Source organism: Streptomyces sp. NPDC091282 (assembly GCF_044757385.1).
GTDB lineage: Bacteria > Actinomycetota > Actinomycetes > Streptomycetales > Streptomycetaceae > Streptomyces > Streptomyces gramineus.
The window spans coordinates 227,903-247,056 of the sequence record NZ_JBIVUX010000003.1; the positions used below are offsets into that span (position 1 = coordinate 227,903).

Sequence of the window (19,154 nt, forward strand, 5' to 3'; positions counted from 1 at the left end):
TCACGGAAGCACGCTCTGGGGGAGCGATGTCACAAGAGACCGCACAGCAGAACGCCCGTCAGGGGGGCGCCGTATGGGCGCTCGTCATCACCAGCGTCGCCGGATTCATGGCGGCCCTCGACAACCTCGTCGTCACCACCGCACTGCCCTCCATCCGCAAGGACCTCGGCGGTGCGCTCGACGACCTCGAATGGACCGTGAGCGCCTACACGCTCACCTTCGCCGTCCTGCTGATGTTCGGTGCGGCCCTCGGTGACCGCTTCGGACGCCGCCGGCTCTTCCTCGCCGGACTCGTCGTGTTCACCGGCGCCTCCGCCGCCGCGGCCATGGCACCCGGCATCGACTCCCTGATCGCGGCCCGCGCGGTGCAGGGCGTCGGCGCGGCCGTGATGATGCCGCTGACGCTGACCCTGCTGACGGCCGCCGTGCCGGAGGCCAGGCGCGGAATGGCGTACGGCATCTGGGGCGCCGTCAACGGACTTGCGGTCGCCTCGGGACCGCTCATCGGCGGCAGCCTCACCGAACACGTGTCCTGGCACTGGATCTTCTGGCTGAACGTCCCGCTCGGCCTCGCCCTGCTGCCGCTCGCCCGGCTCCGGCTCGCCGAGTCCCACGGCACCGGCGCCCCGCTCGACTTCCCCGGCACCCTGCTCGCCAGCGGCGGACTCTTCGGCATCGTCTACGGCCTGGTGCGCGGCCCCGCCGACGGCTGGACCAGCTCCCTCGTACTCACCGGCCTGTTCGCGGGCGGCGCGCTGCTCGTCGGCTTCGTCATCCACGGCAGCCGCGCCAAGAACCCCATGCTCCCGATGCGGCTCTTCCGCTCCCGCGCCTTCTCCGGGATCAACGCGGCCAGCCTGCTGATGTTCCTCGGCATGTTCGGCTCGATCTTCCTGCTCAGCCAGTACATGCAGGGCGTCCTCGGATACTCGCCCACCGAGGCGGGCCTCAGGATGCTGCCCTGGACCGGCATGCCGATGCTCGTCGCACCGATCGCAGGCATCCTCTCCGACCGGATAGGCGGCCGCCCGGTCGCCGCCGCCGGCCTCTTCCTGCAGGCCGTCGGGCTCGGCTACATGGCCTCCGTGGCCACCGCCCACGCCTCCTACGGCGTCCAGCTGCCCGCGCTGATCATCAGCGGGATCGGCATGGCGCTGTACTTCGCGCCCGCCGCCAACCTCGTGATGTCCGCCGTGCGGCCGGAGGAACAGGGCATCGCGTCCGGCGCCAACAACGCGCTCCGCGAAGTCGGCGGTGCGCTCGGCATCGCCGTCATGTCCTCCATCTTCGCCGCCCAGGGCGGCTACGAGAGCGCCCAGAGCTTCGTGGACGGACTGCGGCCCGCCCTGGTCACCGGCTCGGCCGTGGTCGCCGTCGCCGGGATCGCCGCCCTCCTCATCCCCGGCCGGCGCCGCGCCGCCCGGACGGTGACCGGCACGGAGCCCGCCCCGGCCCTGGAGACCGTCGGCAGCTGACGGCCACGCGCGCGTGAAGCCCCGTTCCCCGCGGACGGGGCTTCACGCGCGCGTGCGGCCCGTCACGGGGAGAGCACGGAGGGGGCGCCGGTGACGTCTCGTAGTCTTGGGCGCGTGCAGGAACTCCACGACGCCCCCCTCGCCCCCCTCACCACCTTCCGGCTCGGCGGCCCCGCCGCCCGGCTGGTCACCGCGGTCACCGACGCCGATGTGATCGCCGCCGTCCGTGAGGCCGACGACACCGGCACCCCGCTGCTCGTCATCGGCGGCGGCTCGAACCTCGTCATCGGCGACAAGGGCTTCGACGGCACCGCGCTGCGCATCGCCACCACCGGCTTCGAGGCCCGCGGCACGTCGCTGGAGCTGGCGGCCGGCGAGGTGTGGACCGACGCGGTCGCCCGCACCGTCGAGGCGGGCCTCGCGGGCGTCGAGTGCCTCGCCGGGATCCCGGGCTCCGCGGGCGCCACCCCCATCCAGAACGTCGGGGCCTACGGCCAGGAGGTCTCCTCGACCATCACCGAGGTCGTCGCCTACGACCGGCGGGCCGGCGAGACGGTGACGCTGACCAACGAGGAGTGCGCGTTCTCCTACCGGCACAGCCGGTTCAAGGCCGACCCCGAGCGGTACGTCGTGCTGCGCGTGCGCTTCGGGCTGGAGGACGCCGGCGGGCTGTCGGCGCCGGTGCGGTACGCCGAGGCCGCACGGGCGCTCGGAGTGGCACAGGGCGACCGGGCACCGCTGGCCCGGGCCCGCGAGGCCGTGCTCGCCCTGCGCGCCGGGAAGGGCATGGTGCTCGACCCCGAGGACCACGACACCTGGTCGGCGGGATCCTTCTTCACCAACCCGATCCTCACGGACGAGCAGTTCGCCGACTTCCACGCGCGCGTGCGCGAGCGGCTCGGCGACGGGGCCGAGCCGCCCGCCTACCCGGCGGGGGAGGGCCGTACCAAGACCTCGGCGGCCTGGCTGATCGACAAGGCCGGGTTCGGCAAGGGGTACGGCAGCGGGCCCGCCCGGATCTCCACCAAGCACACGCTGGCGCTGACCAACCGGGGCGGGGCCACCACCGAGGACCTGCTGGCGCTCGCGCGGGAGGTCGTCGCCGGTGTCCACAGGGCTTTCGGGGTGACCCTCGTCAACGAGCCGGTGACCGTGGGCGTGAGCCTGTAGCCGCCGTCGCTCCGGTGCCTCCCCGGACGGGACCACGCCCGGGGAGGCGGAATTCCGTTGCCGTAAGGGACCGCCGTCCGCGACCCTGGCGCCATGAGGAGCGCCCCATGCGGCTGAGGCTGCGCGAGTTCCGGCCTCGCACCGGCCCGCACGCACACCGCGTCGTCCAGCCCCGGCAGCCCCTGCGCCACACCACGCCGCGCGAACCCGCACCCGTCGGCACCCTCACGGGCGACCACGACGGACTCAGCCGACCCCGCCGCAGCCGCCCGTTCAGGACACCGGTGTCGTGAGCCAGGCGTCGATGCCCGTCAGCAGGCGTTCCTTCACGTCCTCGGGGGCCGCCGAACCCCGTACCGACTGCCGGGCCAGCTCGGCCAGTTCGGCGTCCGTGAAACCGTGGTGCACGCGCGCGATGTCGTACTGGGCGGCCAGCCGGGAGCCGAACAGGAGCGGGTCGTCGGCGCCCAGCGCCATCGGGACGCCCGCCTCGAAGAGCGTGCGCAGCGGGACGTCCTCGGGCTTCTCGTAGACGCCGAGAGCCACGTTGGAGGCCGGGCACACCTCGCAGGTGATGCCCCGGTCCGCGAGCCGCTTGAGCAGCCTCGGGTCCTCCGCGGCCCGCACACCGTGCCCGATCCGGGAGGCGTGCAGATCGTCCAGGCAGTCCCGCACCGACGCAGGGCCGGTCAGCTCGCCGCCGTGCGGGGCCGCCAGCAGCCCGCCGTCGCGCGCGATGTGGAAGGCCCGGTCGAAGTCCCGGGCCATGCCCCGCCGCTCGTCGTTGGAGAGCCCGAAGCCGACCACACCCCGGTCCGCGTACCGCACGGCCAGCCGCGCGAGCGTGCGCGCGTCCAGCGGGTGCTTCATGCGGTTCGCGGCCACCAGGACGCGCATCCCGAGCCCCGTCTCCCGGGACGTCGTCTCCACCGCGTCCAGGATGATCTCCAGCGCCGGGATCAGCCCGCCCAGACGCGGCGCGTACGACGTCGGGTCCACCTGGATCTCCAGCCAGCCCGAACCGTCCCTGATGTCCTCCTCGGCGGCCTCCCGGACCAGCCGGCGGATGTCCTCGGGTTCTCTCAGGCAGGAGCGCGCGGCGTCGTACAGACGCTGGAAGCGGAACCAGCCCCGTTCGTCGGTGGCCCGCAGTCTCGGTGGTTCGCCGCTGGTCAGGGCGTCGGTCAGCGCCTCCGGCAGGCGTACGCCGTACTTGTCGGCCAGCTCCAGGACGGTCGCCGGCCGCATCGAACCGGTGAAGTGCAGATGCAGATGAGCCTTCGGCAGCTCAGAGACATCACGTACGTGCTCCATTCCAGGATCCTGCCGTACGCGGCGGCCGTACCGGTAGCGGATTCCCCGTTAGTGGCCTTGCTCGCACAGACGAACGGGCCGCCTCCCCGCGGGGAAACGGCCCGTACGCGCGCGTACGGCGCACAAGGACGACGGATCCGGGTCAGTCCTGCGCCTCGGCCAGCAGCTTCTGCAGGCGGCTCACGCCCTCGGCGAGGTCCTCGTCACCGAGCGCGTACGACAGCCGCAGGTAGCCGGGCGTGCCGAAGGCCTCGCCGGGTACGACCGCGACCTCGGCCTCCTCCAGGATCAGCTCGGCCAGCTCCACCGACGAGGCGGGCCGCCGGCCGCGGATCTCCTTGCCGAGCAGCCCCTTGACCGACGGGTACGCGTAGAAGGCGCCCTCGGGCTCCGGGCAGACCACGCCGTCGATCTCGTTGAGCATCCGCACGATGGTCCTGCGGCGCCGGTCGAAGGCCTCGCGCATCGTCGCCACGGCCTTAAGGTCGCCGGAGACGGCGGCCAGGGCGGCGGCCTGCGCCACGTTGGAGACGTTCGAGGTGGCGTGGGACTGGAGGTTGGTCGCGGCCTTGACGACGTCCTTGGGGCCGATGAGCCAGCCCACCCGCCAGCCCGTCATGGCGTACGTCTTGGCGACGCCGTTGACGACGATGCACTTGTCGCGCAGCTCGGGCAGGATCGCCGGGAGCGAGGTGAACTTCGCGTCGCCGTAGACGAGGTGCTCGTAGATCTCGTCGGTCAGCACCCACAGGCCGTGCTCGGCGGCCCAGCGGCCGATCGCCTCGGTCTCGGCCTCGCTGTAGACGGCGCCGGTCGGGTTGGACGGGGAGACGAAGAGCAGGACCTTCGTCTTCTCCGTGCGCGCCGCCTCCAGCTGCTCGACGGAGACGCGGTAGCCGGTCGTCTCGTCGGCGACGACGTCCACCGGGACACCGCCGGCCAGACGGATCGACTCCGGGTACGTCGTCCAGTAGGGGGCGGGGACGATGACCTCGTCGCCCGGGTCCAGGACCGCGGCGAAGGCCTCGTAGATCGCCTGCTTGCCGCCGTTGGTGACGAGGACCTGGCTCGCGTCCACCTCGTAGCCGGAGTCCCGCAGCGTCTTCGCGGCGATCGCGGCCTTCAGCTCGGGCAGACCGCCGGCCGGCGTGTACCGGTGGTACTTCGGGTTCCTGCAGGCCTCGATCGCGGCGTCGACGATGTAGTCCGGGGTCGGGAAGTCGGGCTCACCGGCGCCGAAGCCGATCACCGGACGCCCGGCGGCCTTCAGGGCCTTGGCCTTGGCGTCCACGGCGAGGGTGGCGGACTCGGAGATCGCGCCGACTCGGGCGGAGACCCGGCGCTCGGTGGGAGGGGTTGCAGCGCTCATGGGGTCCATCGTTTCAGACCGGAAACCCGGCTGGCACGCCGGTTTCACAGACTGAACAACCACGGGCCGGACCGTGAACAAGCGTCCGGATCCCGGCCCCGGCCAGGACGATCTTCCGTACGGTCGCCCCGGACTGCCGCTTTCTGTTCGACGCGGCGCCCGCGACCACGTACACTCACTCCTCGTTGGCCTTCAGCAGGCGCGACCGAACCGGTGCACTCCGAGCACTCGGTCGGATGCGGTACGTTGGGGGACGCAGCAAAGGGTCGTAGCTCAATTGGTAGAGCACCGGTCTCCAAAACCGGCGGTTGGGGGTTCAAGTCCCTCCGGCCCTGCTACACACACCGCCAGGATGTGTGCCCATGTACGTACAAGCATTGCACCGCCGTGCGGCTCTGGAACCGGGCGCGGCACGGCCACGACCCGGGATCAGGTGAGGATGAATGACGGACGCCGTGGGCTCCATCGATACGCCTGATGCTCAGGACGAGGTGTCGGAGTCCAAGAAGACCCGCAAGGGCGGTAAGCGCGCCAAGAAGGGCCCGCTGAAGCGTCTTGCCACCTTCTACCGCCAGATCATCGCGGAACTCCGCAAGGTCGTCTGGCCGACTCGCAACCAGCTGACGTCGTACACCACCGTGGTGATCTTCTTCGTCGCCATCATGATCGCTCTGGTGACCGTGATTGACTATGGGCTCAACCACGCCGCCAAGTACGTCTTCGGCTGAGCACAGAGCGAAGGGCGCCGTGGTACCGGCGCCCCTTTTCGCATGTTCCACCCCTATGTATCCAGGAAGAAGCAGCCATCGTGTCTGACCCGAACCTGAACGACGACGCCACCGAGCCCCGCGGGCAGGCGGCCGAGACGGTCGACGACGAGCTCGACATCGTCGAGGGCGCGGACGAGCAGGACGAGTTCGAGGCTGCAGAGGCCGAACTGGGGGAGCCGGCCGAGGAGACCGCGGTCCACGTCGAGGACGAGGACGTCGACGCGGAGGAGTCGGAAGAGGCCGACGAGGCCGAAGAAGCCCATGAGGCCGAAGAAGCCGACGAGGACGACGACGAGGCCGTGGCGGCCGCCGAGGAAGAGCCCGCCGAGCCCGTCGACCCCGTCCAGGCGCTCCGCGAGGAACTGCGTCTCCTGCCCGGCGAGTGGTACGTCATCCACACCTACGCCGGCTACGAGAACCGCGTGAAGACCAACCTGGAGCAGCGCGCCGTCTCGCTGAACGTCGAGGACTACATCTTCCAGGCCGAGGTGCCGCAGGAAGAGGTCGTCCAGATCAAGAACGGCGACCGCAAGACGATCAAGCAGAACAAGCTGCCCGGTTACGTGCTCGTCCGCATGGACCTGACGAACGAGTCCTGGGGCGTCGTCCGCAACACCCCGGGTGTCACCGGCTTCGTCGGCAACGCCTACGACCCGTACCCGCTGACCCTGGACGAGATCGTCAAGATGCTCGCCCCGGAGGCCGAGGAGAAGGCCGCCCGCGAGGCCGCCGAGGCCGAGGGCAAGCCGGCGCCGCAGCGCAAGGTCGAGGTCCAGGTGCTGGACTTCGAGGTCGGCGACTCGGTCACCGTCACCGACGGTCCCTTCGCCACCCTCCAGGCCACGATCAACGAGATCAACCCCGACTCCAAGAAGGTCAAGGGTCTGGTGGAGATCTTCGGCCGGGAGACGCCGGTGGAGCTGTCCTTCGACCAGATCCAGAAGAACTAGTCCCTTCTGGAGATCGCACGTCCGAGCAGGTCAGGCATCGCCTGACCTGCTCGGTTTTTGGCCGCGCATCTATACCCGTTATCGTTGTGCGGTATGCCTGTGTCCGGGTGGTCCCCGGGCGCGGGCAGGACCCGAATGGAAAGGACCCGGAGAGCTATGCCTCCCAAGAAGAAGAAGGTCACGGGGCTCATCAAGCTCCAGATCAACGCCGGTGCGGCGAACCCGGCCCCGCCGGTCGGTCCGGCGCTGGGTCAGCACGGCGTCAACATCATGGAGTTCTGCAAGGCCTACAACGCCGCGACCGAGTCGCAGCGTGGCTGGGTCATCCCGGTGGAGATCACGGTCTACGAGGACCGCTCCTTCACCTTCGTGACCAAGACCCCGCCGGCCGCGAAGATGATCCTCAAGGCCGCCGGTGTCGAGAAGGGCTCGGGCGAGCCGCACAAGACCAAGGTCGCCAAGATCACCGAGGCGCAGGTCCGTGAGATCGCCACGACCAAGCTTCCCGACCTGAACGCCAACGACCTGGACGCCGCGTCGAAGATCATCGCCGGCACCGCCCGTTCCATGGGCATCACGGTCGAGGGCTGAACCCCACCTTCGTAGAACCACCGTGGCAGGGCCTGCTCGGCCCGTACACCACGACTCCTTCAGAACCCCACAGGAGCAAGTTGTGAGCAAGCGCAGCAAGGCCCTTCGCGCTGCGGACGAGAAGATCGACCGGGACAAGCTGTACGCCCCGCTCGAGGCCGTCCGTCTCGCCAAGGAGACCTCCACGACCAAGTTCGACGGCACCGTCGAGGTCGCCTTCCGCCTGGGTGTCGACCCGCGCAAGGCCGACCAGATGGTCCGTGGCACCGTGAACCTCCCGCACGGCACCGGCAAGACCGCCCGGGTCCTGGTCTTCGCGACCGGTGACCGTGCCGAGGCCGCGCGTGCCGCGGGCGCCGACATCGTCGGCGCCGACGAACTGATCGACGAGGTGGCGAAGGGCCGTCTGGACTTCGACGCCGTCGTCGCCACCCCGGACCTCATGGGCAAGGTCGGCCGCCTGGGCCGCGTCCTCGGCCCGCGTGGTCTGATGCCGAACCCGAAGACCGGCACCGTGACCCCGGACACCGCCAAGGCCGTGACCGAGATCAAGGGCGGCAAGATCGAGTTCCGCGTCGACAAGCACTCGAACCTTCACTTCATCATCGGCAAGACGTCCTTCGAGGACGACAAGCTGGTGGAGAACTACGGCGCCGCGCTGGAGGAGATCCTCCGTCTGAAGCCGTCCGCCGCGAAGGGCCGCTACATCAAGAAGGCCGCCATCAGCACCACGATGGGCCCCGGCATTCCGGTCGACTCCAACCGCACCCGCAACCTCCTCGTCGAGGAGGACCCGGCCGCCGTCTGAGCCCCGCGCTCGGTCCGGCAGCCGCGTCAGGGACGCGTCACCACCAGGACGGGCCCCGCAACCCACGAGGGTTGCGGGGCCCGTTCCGTTTCCCCGGCGCTTCGCGGGGCTTCGGGGACGGCTGACGGCGGGCTGGGTTAGCGTCGGGGGTGCGGGAGACACAGGGGGTGGGGCGACATGACGAGGTCGAGGGTGTGCCGGGTGGTCCTGGCGATCGCGGTGGCGACCGCGCTGACCGGTGCGGCCGCCTGCACCGCGTCCTCCGGCCCCGACCCCGAGGACACCGCCGCCGCGCACCGGACCCGCGCCCTGGCCGCCCTGCGCTCCGCCGAGCGGTCCACGCAGCGGGCCCGCTCGGTGCGGGTCCGCTCCACCACCGCGCTGGGCTCCCTGATGTCCACCAGGGCCGAGGGCGCCCTCGGCTGGACGGACGGCCTCACCGGCACCCTCACCATCACCTACACCGGCGGCAGCACCGCCGACCTGATGCGCCGCCTCGACTCCACGTCCCTGGAGACCCGCTACCTCCAGGACGCCTACTACGCCAAGGTCGGCCCCGCCTTCGCCCGCCGGCTGGGCGGCAAGCACTGGATCAAGTACCCCTACGCCTACCTCGCCACCCTCGGCGGCGGCTCGGGCGCCATGATCACCGACCTGATGCGCAACACCACCCCCAACCGGCCGGTACGGCTGCTGCTGGCCGCCGGGGACGTGCGCGTGGCGGGCCGGGAGCAGGTCTCCGGCCGCCGCACCACCCACTACACGGGCACGGTCAGCGCCTCGGACCTGGACGCGGGCAGCGAGCTGCGCGACCAGCTCACCGGGGCCGGCGTCGGCACGGAGACCGTCGACATCTGGGTCGACGACCAGGACCTGCTGGTCAAGAAGGTCGAGAAGGCCGCCACGGCGAACGGCGCGATGACCCAGACCGCCTACTACCGCGACTACGGGGTGCGGGTCAGCGCCGAGCAGCCCCCGGCCGCCGACACCGAGGACTTCCGGACGCTGCTGAAGGAGCAGGACGGCACCGGACCGACCTCGTGAGAGCGCCCCTTCGGACCGGATTTGCCTGACGGCGTACCGGTCCCGTACTCTCCTGGAGAAGCCAAAGACCGCTGGTCGTTGCCGTGTGCTCGCGAGAGGGCGCGGTGGCCGAAGGATCCGCTGAACCGCGGACGACCCGCGCAGGTGACTGTGGAAGTGCTCCCGGGACCCGCACTCAGGTGTGTGTGATCGGTCGAGCTACGCCCCGTGCGCCTGCGCCGGGGCGTTTCGTTTTCCCAGCCCCTTCTGAGCGGTCCTCATCACCCGGAAGGAGGCCGACGCTCTATGGCAAGGCCCGACAAGGCTGCCGCGGTAGCCGAGCTGACGGAGCAGTTCCGCAGCTCGACCGCCGCCGTGCTGACCGAGTACCGGGGTCTCACCGTGGCGCAGCTCAAGACGCTGCGTCGTTCGCTCGGTGAGAACGCCCAGTACGCCGTGGTGAAGAACACGCTGACCAAGATTGCGGCCAACGAGGCCGGGATCTCCACGCTCGACGACCTGTTCAACGGTCCGACGGCGGTCGCCTTCGTCACCGGTGACCCGGTGGTGTCGGCGAAGGGTCTTCGTGACTTCGCCAAGGACAACCCGAACCTCGTCATCAAGGGCGGTGTCCTTGACGGCAAGGCGCTGTCCGCCGACGAGATCAAGAAGCTTGCGGACCTCGAGTCCCGCGAGGTTCTGCTCGCCAAGCTGGCGGGCGCCATGAAGGGCAAGCAGACGCAGACTGCGCAGCTCTTCCAGGCGCTTCCCTCGAAGCTCGTCCGCACCGTGGACGCGCTCCGTGCCAAGCAGGACGAGCAGGGCGGTGCCGAGTAATTCGGCTCCCGAAATGACCGCCGCCTGAGGCTCGCCGTCCATGGCGACGCGCCTGAGGCAGAGGTCGTAGCGGGCCGAACGTACGCCCGCCAGACATGTACATCCGGCACCTGCCGAAATTAGTGGAAGGAAAGCCATCGTGGCTCTCACCCAGGACGAACTGCTCGCCGAGTTCGAGGGCATGACCCTCATCCAGCTCTCCGAGTTCGTGAAGGCGTTCGAGGAGAAGTTCGACGTCACCGCCGCCGCCGCCGTGGCCGTCGCGGGCACCGCCGGTCCGGCCGTCCCGGCCGAGGCCGTCGAGGAGAAGGACGAGTTCGACGTCATCCTCACGGGCGCCGGCGACAAGAAGATCCAGGTCATCAAGGTCGTGCGTGAGCTGACCTCCCTCGGCCTGAAGGAGGCCAAGGACCTCGTGGACGGCGCCCCGAAGCCCGTCCTCGAGAAGGTCGCCAAGGACGCCGCCGAGAAGGCCGCCGAGTCCCTCAAGGGCGCCGGCGCCTCCGTCGAGGTCAAGTAACACCCCGCGGGTCCGCAGGGACCCGCACGGGCCGCAGCCGTCGTACAGAGGGCTGTAACGCTCAAGCACCGAAGAGCGATCATCCATCCGGGTGGTCGCTCTTCGGCGTTCCCGGAAGGCCGACCACGGTTGCCTTGCACCCGCTCCGGCGGGGGGTATGGTGATCTTCGTCGTGTCCCTGGCGCACCGGGTTTGCGCAGGGGGGCCTTGACGAACCGCACGCAGCGCGCAATTCTCAGGACGCGTCGCCAGAACGGTCCGAATCCGAGGCATGGATCGGCGACGAAGAGGGCAGGATCAACGTGCGTTTGAAGGCAGGCATGTGACGCAGGCGTTGACGATGACGAGGGTCTCAGAAAATGGAGACTGGACATCAGTGTGCCAAGTGGCTACACTGACCCTTTGCGCTGCCTGTTAGCTGTCCCCTGCCCGTCACCAGGGGTCTGCCCTCACCCGAATGCCGACGACCGAACCTCTTCTGAACTGGGGTTTCCGTCTCTGCGGCCGGGAAGGGACCGGGGAGCGCGTAGTGAGTCCGAGCCCTCGGAAGGACCCCCTCTTGGCCGCCTCGCGCACTGCCTCGAACGCGAATATGAACAACGGCGCCAGCACTGCCCCGCTGCGCATCTCCTTTGCAAAGATCAAGGAGCCTCTTGAGGTTCCCAACCTGCTCGCGCTGCAGACCGAGAGCTTCGACTGGCTGCTCGGCAACACCGCCTGGCAGAGTCGGGTCGAGGAGGCTCTGGAGTCCGGTCAGGACGTCCCCACCAAGTCCGGTCTGGAGGAGATCTTCGAGGAGATCTCCCCGATCGAGGACTTCTCCGGGTCGATGTCGCTGACGTTCCGCGACCACCGTTTCGAGCCGCCGAAGAACAGCATCGACGAGTGCAAGGAGCGCGACTTCACGTACGCCGCCCCGCTCTTCGTCACGGCGGAGTTCACCAACAACGAGACCGGTGAGATCAAGTCCCAGACGGTCTTCATGGGCGACTTCCCGCTCATGACGAACAAGGGCACCTTCGTCATCAACGGCACCGAGCGTGTCGTGGTGTCGCAGCTCGTCCGGTCGCCGGGTGTCTACTTCGACTCCTCGATCGACAAGACGTCCGACAAGGACATCTTCTCCGCCAAGATCATCCCCTCCCGCGGTGCCTGGCTGGAGATGGAGATCGACAAGCGCGACATGGTCGGTGTCCGCATCGACCGCAAGCGCAAGCAGTCGGTCACCGTCCTGCTCAAGGCGCTCGGCTGGACCACCGAGCAGATCCTCGAGGAGTTCGGCGAGTACGAGTCCATGCGCGCCACCCTGGAGAAGGACCACACCCAGGGCCAGGACGACGCGCTGCTCGACATCTACCGCAAGCTGCGTCCGGGCGAGCCCCCGACGCGGGAGGCGGCGCAGACCCTGCTCGAGAACCTGTACTTCAACCCGAAGCGCTACGACCTCGCCAAGGTCGGCCGCTACAAGGTCAACAAGAAGCTCGGCGCGGACGCTCCGCTCGACGCCGGCATCCTGACCGTCGAGGACATCATCTCGACGATCAAGTACCTGGTGAAGCTGCACGCCGGTGAGACCGAGACGGTCGGCGACAGCGGTGGCTCGATCGTCGTCGAGACCGACGACATCGACCACTTCGGCAACCGCCGCCTGCGCAGCGTCGGCGAGCTGATCCAGAACCAGGTCCGCACGGGTCTGGCGCGTATGGAGCGCGTCGTGCGCGAGCGCATGACCACCCAGGACGTCGAGGCGATCACGCCGCAGACCCTGATCAACATCCGGCCGGTCGTCGCCTCCATCAAGGAGTTCTTCGGCACCAGCCAGCTGTCCCAGTTCATGGACCAGAACAACCCGCTGTCGGGTCTCACCCACAAGCGCCGCCTGTCGGCCCTTGGCCCGGGTGGTCTCTCCCGTGAGCGGGCCGGCTTCGAGGTCCGTGACGTGCACCCGTCGCACTACGGCCGCATGTGCCCGATCGAGACGCCCGAAGGCCCGAACATCGGTCTGATCGGCTCGCTCGCCTCCTACGGCCGGGTCAACGCGTTCGGTTTCGTCGAGACCCCGTACCGCAAGGTCGTCGACGGCCAGGTCACCGACGAGGTGGACTACCTGACCGCCGACGAAGAGGACCGATTCGTCATCGCGCAGGCCAACGCCGGCCTCAACGACGACATGCGCTTCGCCGAGAACCGCGTCCTGGTCCGCCGCCGCGGCGGCGAGGTCGACTACGTCGCCGGTGAAGACGTGGACTACATGGACGTCTCGCCGCGCCAGATGGTGTCGGTCGCGACCGCCATGATCCCGTTCCTGGAGCACGACGACGCCAACCGTGCCCTCATGGGCGCGAACATGATGCGCCAGGCCGTGCCGCTCATCAAGAGCGAGGCCCCGCTCGTCGGCACCGGCATGGAGTACCGCTCCGCCGTCGACGCCGGCGACGTGGTCAAGGCCGAGAAGGACGGTGTGGTCCAGGAGGTCTCCGCGGACTACATCACCACCGCCAACGACGACGGCACGTACATCACGTACCGCCTGGCCAAGTTCTCCCGGTCCAACCAGGGCACCTCGGTCAACCAGAAGGTCATCGTCAACGAGGGCGACCGGATCATCACGGGCCAGGTCCTGGCCGACGGTCCGGCCACCGAGAACGGCGAGATGGCCCTCGGCAAGAACCTGCTCGTGGCGTTCATGCCGTGGGAGGGTCACAACTACGAGGACGCGATCATCCTGTCGCAGCGCCTCGTGCAGGACGACGTCCTCTCCTCGATCCACATCGAGGAGCACGAGGTCGACGCCCGTGACACCAAGCTCGGCCCCGAGGAGATCACCCGGGACATCCCGAACGTCTCCGAGGAGGTCCTCGCCGACCTCGACGAGCGCGGCATCATCCGGATCGGTGCCGAGGTCGTCGCCGGCGACATCCTCGTCGGCAAGGTCACGCCCAAGGGCGAGACCGAGCTGACGCCGGAGGAGCGCCTGCTGCGCGCCATCTTCGGTGAGAAGGCCCGTGAGGTCCGTGACACCTCGCTGAAGGTCCCGCACGGCGAGATCGGCAAGGTCATCGGCGTCCGCGTCTTCGACCGCGAGGAGGGCGACGAGCTTCCCCCGGGCGTGAACCAGCTGGTCCGCGTCTACGTCGCCCAGAAGCGCAAGATCACTGACGGTGACAAGCTCGCCGGCCGCCACGGCAACAAGGGTGTCATCTCCAAGATCCTGCCGATCGAGGACATGCCGTTCCTGGAGGACGGCACCCCGGTCGACATCATCCTCAACCCGCTGGGTGTCCCGTCCCGAATGAACCCGGGACAGGTCCTGGAGATCCACCTCGGCTGGCTCGCCAGCCGCGGCTGGGACGTCTCCGGCCTCGCCGACGAGTGGGCCCAGCGTCTCCAGGTCATCGGCGCCGACCAGGTCGACCCGCGCACCAACGTCGCCACCCCGGTGTTCGACGGTGCCCGCGAGGACGAGCTGGCGGGTCTGCTGCAGCACACCATCCCGAACCGCGACGGCGACCGCCTGGTCCTCCCGTCCGGCAAGGCGCGGCTGTTCGACGGCCGCAGCGGTGAGCCGTTCCCGGACCCGATCTCGGTCGGCTACATGTACATCCTCAAGCTGCACCACCTGGTCGACGACAAGCTGCACGCCCGTTCGACCGGCCCCTACTCGATGATCACCCAGCAGCCGCTGGGTGGTAAGGCCCAGTTCGGTGGCCAGCGGTTCGGCGAGATGGAGGTGTGGGCGCTGGAGGCTTACGGCGCCGCGTACGCCCTCCAGGAGCTGCTGACCATCAAGTCCGACGACGTCACCGGCCGCGTGAAGGTCTACGAGGCCATCGTCAAGGGCGAGAACATCCCCGAGCCCGGCATCCCCGAGTCCTTCAAGGTCCTCATCAAGGAGATGCAGTCGCTCTGCCTGAACGTGGAGGTGCTGTCCAGCGACGGTATGTCCATCGAGATGCGTGACACCGACGAGGACGTCTTCCGCGCTGCGGAGGAGCTCGGCATCGACCTGTCCCGGCGCGAGCCGAGCAGCGTCGAAGAGGTCTGACGGGAGTCCGGTAGGGGTCTCACCGCCGTGTGAGACCCCCGCCGACCCCCAGGCCCCCGTTTCAGACCAAAGACTCACAACCCTGAGAGGGATTGACGCATAGTGCTCGACGTCAACTTCTTCGACGAGCTCCGGATCGGCCTGGCCACCGCTGACGACATCCGTCAGTGGAGCCACGGCGAGGTCAAGAAGCCCGAGACGATCAACTACCGCACCCTCAAGCCGGAAAAGGACGGGCTCTTCTGCGAGAAGATCTTCGGCCCCACCCGGGACTGGGAGTGCTACTGCGGCAAGTACAAGCGCGTCCGCTTCAAGGGCATCATCTGTGAGCGCTGCGGCGTCGAGGTGACCCGCGCCAAGGTGCGCCGTGAGCGGATGGGCCACATCGAACTGGCCGCGCCCGTCACCCACATCTGGTACTTCAAGGGCGTCCCCTCGCGCCTGGGCTACCTGCTCGACCTCGCCCCGAAGGACCTGGAGAAGGTCATCTACTTCGCGGCGTACATGATCACGTTCGTCGACGAGGAGCGCCGCACCCGCGACCTGCCCTCCCTGGAGGCGCACGTCTCGGTCGAGCGCCAGCAGATCGAGAACCGCCGCGACTCCGACCTCGAGGCCCGCGCCAAGAAGCTGGAGAGCGACCTCGCCGAGCTGGAGGCCGAGGGCGCCAAGGCCGACGTGCGCCGCAAGGTGCGCGAGGGTGCCGAGCGTGAGATGAAGCAGCTGCGCGACCGTTCGCAGCGCGAGATCGACCGCCTCGACGAGGTGTGGACCCGCTTCAAGAACCTCAAGGTCCAGGACCTGGAGGGCGACGAGCTTCTCTACCGCGAGCTGCGCGACCGCTTCGGCACGTACTTCGACGGTTCGATGGGTGCCGCGGCGCTGCAGAAGCGCCTGGAGTCCTTCGACCTCGACGAGGAGGCCGAGAAGCTCCGCGAGATCATCCGCACCGGCAAGGGCCAGAAGAAGACCCGTGCGCTCAAGCGCCTCAAGGTCGTCTCCGCGTTCCTGCAGACCAGCAACAGCCCCAAGGGCATGGTGCTGGACTGCGTCCCGGTCATCCCGCCGGACCTTCGCCCGATGGTGCAGCTGGACGGTGGCCGCTTCGCGACCTCCGACCTGAACGACCTGTACCGCCGTGTGATCAACCGCAACAACCGCCTGAAGCGCCTTCTCGACCTCGGTGCGCCCGAGATCATCGTGAACAACGAGAAGCGCATGCTCCAGGAGGCCGTGGACGCCCTCTTCGACAACGGTCGTCGTGGTCGCCCGGTCACCGGTCCCGGCAACCGCCCGCTGAAGTCCCTGAGCGACATGCTCAAGGGCAAGCAGGGCCGCTTCCGTCAGAACCTGCTCGGCAAGCGAGTCGACTACTCGGCGCGTTCCGTCATCGTCGTCGGCCCGCAGCTCAAGCTGCACCAGTGCGGTCTGCCCAAGGCGATGGCGCTGGAGCTGTTCAAGCCGTTCGTGATGAAGCGCCTGGTCGACCTGAACCACGCGCAGAACATCAAGTCCGCCAAGCGCATGGTGGAGCGCGGCCGCACCGTCGTGTACGACGTCCTCGAAGAGGTCATCGCCGAGCACCCGGTGCTGCTGAACCGTGCGCCCACCCTGCACCGCCTCGGCATCCAGGCCTTCGAGCCGCAGCTGGTCGAGGGCAAGGCCATCCAGATCCACCCGCTCGTCTGCACCGCGTTCAACGCGGACTTCGACGGTGACCAGATGGCCGTGCACCTGCCGCTGTCCGCGGAGGCGCAGGCCGAGGCCCGCATCCTGATGCTGTCCTCGAACAACATCCTCAAGCCCGCCGACGGCCGTCCGGTGACGATGCCGACCCAGGACATGGTCCTCGGTCTGTTCTTCCTCACCACCGACGGCGAGCTGCGCGACACCAAGGGCGAGGGCCGCGCGTTCGGCTCCACGGCCGAGGCGACCATGGCGTTCGACGCCGGCGAGCTCGCGCTGCAGTCGGCGATCGACATCCGCTTCCCGGTGGGCACCATCCCGCCGCGCGGCTGGACCCCGCCGGCCGTCGAGGAGGGCGAGCCGGAGTACCAGAGCGGCGACACCTTCCGCCTGCGGACCACCCTGGGCCGCGCGCTCTTCAACGAGCTGCTGCCCGAGGACTACCCGTTCGTCGACTACTCGGTGGGCAAGAAGCAGCTCGGCGAGATCGTCAACGACCTGGCGGAGCGCTACCCCAAGGTCATCGTGGCGGCGACGCTCGACAACCTGAAGGCGGCCGGCTTCTACTGGGGCACCCGCTCCGGTGTCACCGTGGCCATCTCCGACGTCGTCGTCCCCGAGGCGAAGAAGGCCATCGTCGCGGGCTACGAGGCCCAGGACGAGAAGGTCCAGAAGCAGTACGAGCGCGGTCTGATCACCAAGGAAGAGCGCACTCAGGAGCTCATCGCGATCTGGACCAAGGCGACCAACGAGGTCGCCGAGGCGATGAACGAGAACTTCCCCAAGACGAACCCCATCTTCATGATGGTTGACTCGGGTGCCCGAGGAAACATGATGCAGATGCGGCAGATCGCCGGTATGCGTGGTCTGGTGTCGAACGCGAAGAACGAGACCATCCCGCGTCCGATCAAGGCCTCGTTCCGTGAGGGCCTGTCCGTGCTGGAGTACTTCATCTCCACCCACGGTGCCCGTAAGGGTCTGGCGGACACCGCCCTGCGTACCGCCGACTCGGGTTACCTCACCCGTCGTCTGGTGGACGTCTCGCAGGACGTCATCATCCGCGAGGAGGACTGCGGCACCGAGCGCGGCCTCAAGCTGCAGATCGCCGAGGTCGGCGCCGACGGCGTGCTGCGCAAGGCGGACAACGTCGAGACCAGCGTGTACGCACGTGCGCTGGCCGAGGACATCGTCGTCGACGGCGTGGTGCTGGCCCCGGCCAACACCGACCTCGGTGACGTCCTCATCGAGGAACTGGTCGCCCGTGGCGTCTCCGAGGTCAAGACCCGCTCGGTCCTGACCTGTGAGTCCGCCGTCGGCACCTGCGCCATGTGCTACGGCCGTTCGCTGGCCACCGGCAAGCTGGTCGACATCGGTGAGGCGGTCGGCATCATCGCCGCCCAGTCCATCGGTGAGCCCGGTACCCAGCTGACGATGCGTACCTTCCACACCGGTGGTGTGGCCGGTGACGACATCACCCAGGGTCTGCCGCGTGTCGTCGAGCTCTTCGAGGCCCGTACCCCGAAGGGTGTCGCCCCGATCTCCGAGGCCCAGGGCCGCGTGCGGATCGAGGAGACCGAGAAGACCAAGAAGATCGTCATCACGCCGGACGACGGCAGCGACGAGACGGCGTTCCCGATCTCGAAGCGTGCCCGGCTCCTGGTCAGCGAGGGCGAGCACGTCGAGGTGGGCCAGAAGCTCACCGTGGGTGCCACCAACCCGCACGACGTGCTGCGCATCCTGGGCCAGCGTGCCGTCCAGGTCCACCTGGTCGGCGAGGTCCAGAAGGTCTACAACTCGCAGGGTGTGTCGATCCACGACAAGCACATCGAGATCATCATCCGGCAGATGCTGCGCCGCGTGACGATCATCGAGTCCGGCGACGCCGAGCTGCTGCCCGGCGAGCTGGTCGAGCGCTCGAAGTTCGAGCACGAGAACCGTCGTGTGGTCCAGGAGGGCGGTCACCCGGCCTCCGGTCGTCCGCAGCTCATGGGTATCACCAAGGCCTCGCTGGCCACGGAGTCCTGGCTGTCGGCGGCGTCCTTCCAGGAGACGACCAGGGTCCTGACGGACGCGGCGATCAACGCCAAGTCCGACTCCCTGATCGGCCTCAAGGAGAACGTCATCATCGGTAAGCTCATCCCGGCCGGTACGGGTCTGTCCCGCTACCGCAACATCCGGGTGGAGCCGACCGAGGAGGCGAAGGCCGCGATGTACTCGGCCGTCGGCTACGACGACATCGACTACTCGCCGTTCGGCACGGGCTCCGGCCAGGCCGTTCCGCTGGAGGACTACGACTACGGTCCGTACAACCAGTAGAAGTGAGTGCTGAAGGGCGGCCGTCCCACCTCGGGGCGGCCGCCCTTCGGCATGCCTGCCCCGTGCCGGCTCCGCGGGCGGCGCTCCGGGGCCGGGGGAGGGGCCGGCGGAGGGTCCCGGCGGTGGTGGGCGTGGGCGACGGCCGGGCGGGGGCTCAGCGGGCGCTGAGGGGCGCTTCGGGCGGCCGGGGGGTGGCCGGCGGATGGCCGGAGGCCCGCGTGGCGCGTTCCGGCGGTCCGCGACTCCCGCGGTTCGCGTGTCGGCGGCTTTCGTGGTACGT

The 19,154-nt window shown here is 68.9% G+C and carries 14 protein-coding genes and 1 tRNA gene; 13 read left to right on the plus strand and 2 right to left on the minus strand.

All coding sequences use genetic code 11. The annotated features are described in order from the left end of the window. The first annotated feature begins 26 nt into the window (after positions 1–26). From ACIQOE_RS14850 to ACIQOE_RS14860, 3 genes are all read left to right on the plus strand, one after another. Entirely contained in the window at positions 27–1,475 is a 1,449-nt protein-coding gene (locus ACIQOE_RS14850; protein WP_365554885.1) for a DHA2 family efflux MFS transporter permease subunit, read from the plus strand. 114 nt (positions 1,476–1,589) lie between these two features. Next, entirely contained in the window at positions 1,590–2,645 is a 1,056-nt protein-coding gene (locus ACIQOE_RS14855) for a UDP-N-acetylmuramate dehydrogenase (protein WP_401411822.1), read from the plus strand. A 107-nt stretch (positions 2,646–2,752) separates the two neighbouring features. After that, positions 2,753–2,938, plus strand: a complete 186-nt coding sequence (locus ACIQOE_RS14860; protein WP_401412558.1) for a hypothetical protein — start codon at positions 2,753–2,755, stop codon at positions 2,936–2,938. On the opposite strand, the gene ACIQOE_RS14865 is transcribed toward ACIQOE_RS14860, so the two are convergent. After that, a complete protein-coding gene (locus ACIQOE_RS14865; RefSeq protein ID WP_351318121.1) occupies positions 2,919–3,959 on the minus strand; it encodes an adenosine deaminase in 1,041 nt (346 codons plus the stop codon). The genes ACIQOE_RS14860 and ACIQOE_RS14865 overlap by 20 nt on opposite strands. 142 nt (positions 3,960–4,101) lie before the next feature. Further along, positions 4,102–5,328 carry a pyridoxal phosphate-dependent aminotransferase gene (locus ACIQOE_RS14870; protein ID WP_401411824.1) on the minus strand — a complete coding sequence of 409 codons (1,227 nt, stop codon included), beginning with the start codon at positions 5,326–5,328 and terminating at the stop codon, positions 4,102–4,104. A gap of 262 nt (positions 5,329–5,590) precedes the next feature. Here ACIQOE_RS14870 and ACIQOE_RS14875 point away from each other — a divergent pair. The 10 genes from ACIQOE_RS14875 to ACIQOE_RS14920 all read left to right on the plus strand — a co-directional run bounded on the left by ACIQOE_RS14875 (position 5,591) and on the right by ACIQOE_RS14920 (position 18,874). Continuing rightward, positions 5,591–5,663 (plus strand) — tRNA-Trp (locus tag ACIQOE_RS14875). A 108-nt stretch (positions 5,664–5,771) separates the two neighbouring features. Further along, complete coding sequence (gene secE, locus ACIQOE_RS14880) at positions 5,772–6,056, plus strand: preprotein translocase subunit SecE (protein ID WP_351318125.1); 285 nt, start codon at positions 5,772–5,774, stop codon at positions 6,054–6,056. An 80-nt stretch (positions 6,057–6,136) separates the two neighbouring features. Then, positions 6,137–7,048 (plus strand): transcription termination/antitermination protein NusG, encoded by a 912-nt coding sequence (gene nusG, locus ACIQOE_RS14885; RefSeq protein ID WP_365554879.1) that lies wholly within the window; start codon positions 6,137–6,139, stop codon positions 7,046–7,048. 156 nt (positions 7,049–7,204) lie between these two features. Beyond that, entirely contained in the window at positions 7,205–7,639 is a 435-nt protein-coding gene (gene rplK, locus ACIQOE_RS14890; RefSeq protein ID WP_005481290.1) for a 50S ribosomal protein L11, read from the plus strand. 82 nt (positions 7,640–7,721) lie between these two features. Continuing rightward, entirely contained in the window at positions 7,722–8,447 is a 726-nt protein-coding gene (rplA, locus tag ACIQOE_RS14895; RefSeq protein ID WP_351318129.1) for a 50S ribosomal protein L1, read from the plus strand. A 177-nt stretch (positions 8,448–8,624) separates the two neighbouring features. Next, complete coding sequence (locus tag ACIQOE_RS14900; protein ID WP_365554876.1) at positions 8,625–9,491, plus strand: LppX_LprAFG lipoprotein; 867 nt, start codon at positions 8,625–8,627, stop codon at positions 9,489–9,491. A gap of 285 nt (positions 9,492–9,776) precedes the next feature. Then, a complete protein-coding gene (rplJ, locus tag ACIQOE_RS14905) occupies positions 9,777–10,307 on the plus strand; it encodes a 50S ribosomal protein L10 (protein WP_351318133.1) in 531 nt (176 codons plus the stop codon). 136 nt (positions 10,308–10,443) lie between these two features. Then, positions 10,444–10,827 (plus strand): 50S ribosomal protein L7/L12, encoded by a 384-nt coding sequence (rplL, locus tag ACIQOE_RS14910; RefSeq protein ID WP_401412519.1) that lies wholly within the window; start codon positions 10,444–10,446, stop codon positions 10,825–10,827. Between the two features lie 559 nt (positions 10,828–11,386). Further along, a complete protein-coding gene (rpoB, locus tag ACIQOE_RS14915) occupies positions 11,387–14,872 on the plus strand; it encodes a DNA-directed RNA polymerase subunit beta (protein WP_365570568.1) in 3,486 nt (1,161 codons plus the stop codon). A 102-nt stretch (positions 14,873–14,974) separates the two neighbouring features. Continuing rightward, entirely contained in the window at positions 14,975–18,874 is a 3,900-nt protein-coding gene (locus ACIQOE_RS14920; RefSeq protein ID WP_351318137.1) for a DNA-directed RNA polymerase subunit beta', read from the plus strand. Positions 18,875–19,154 lie beyond the last annotated feature (280 nt).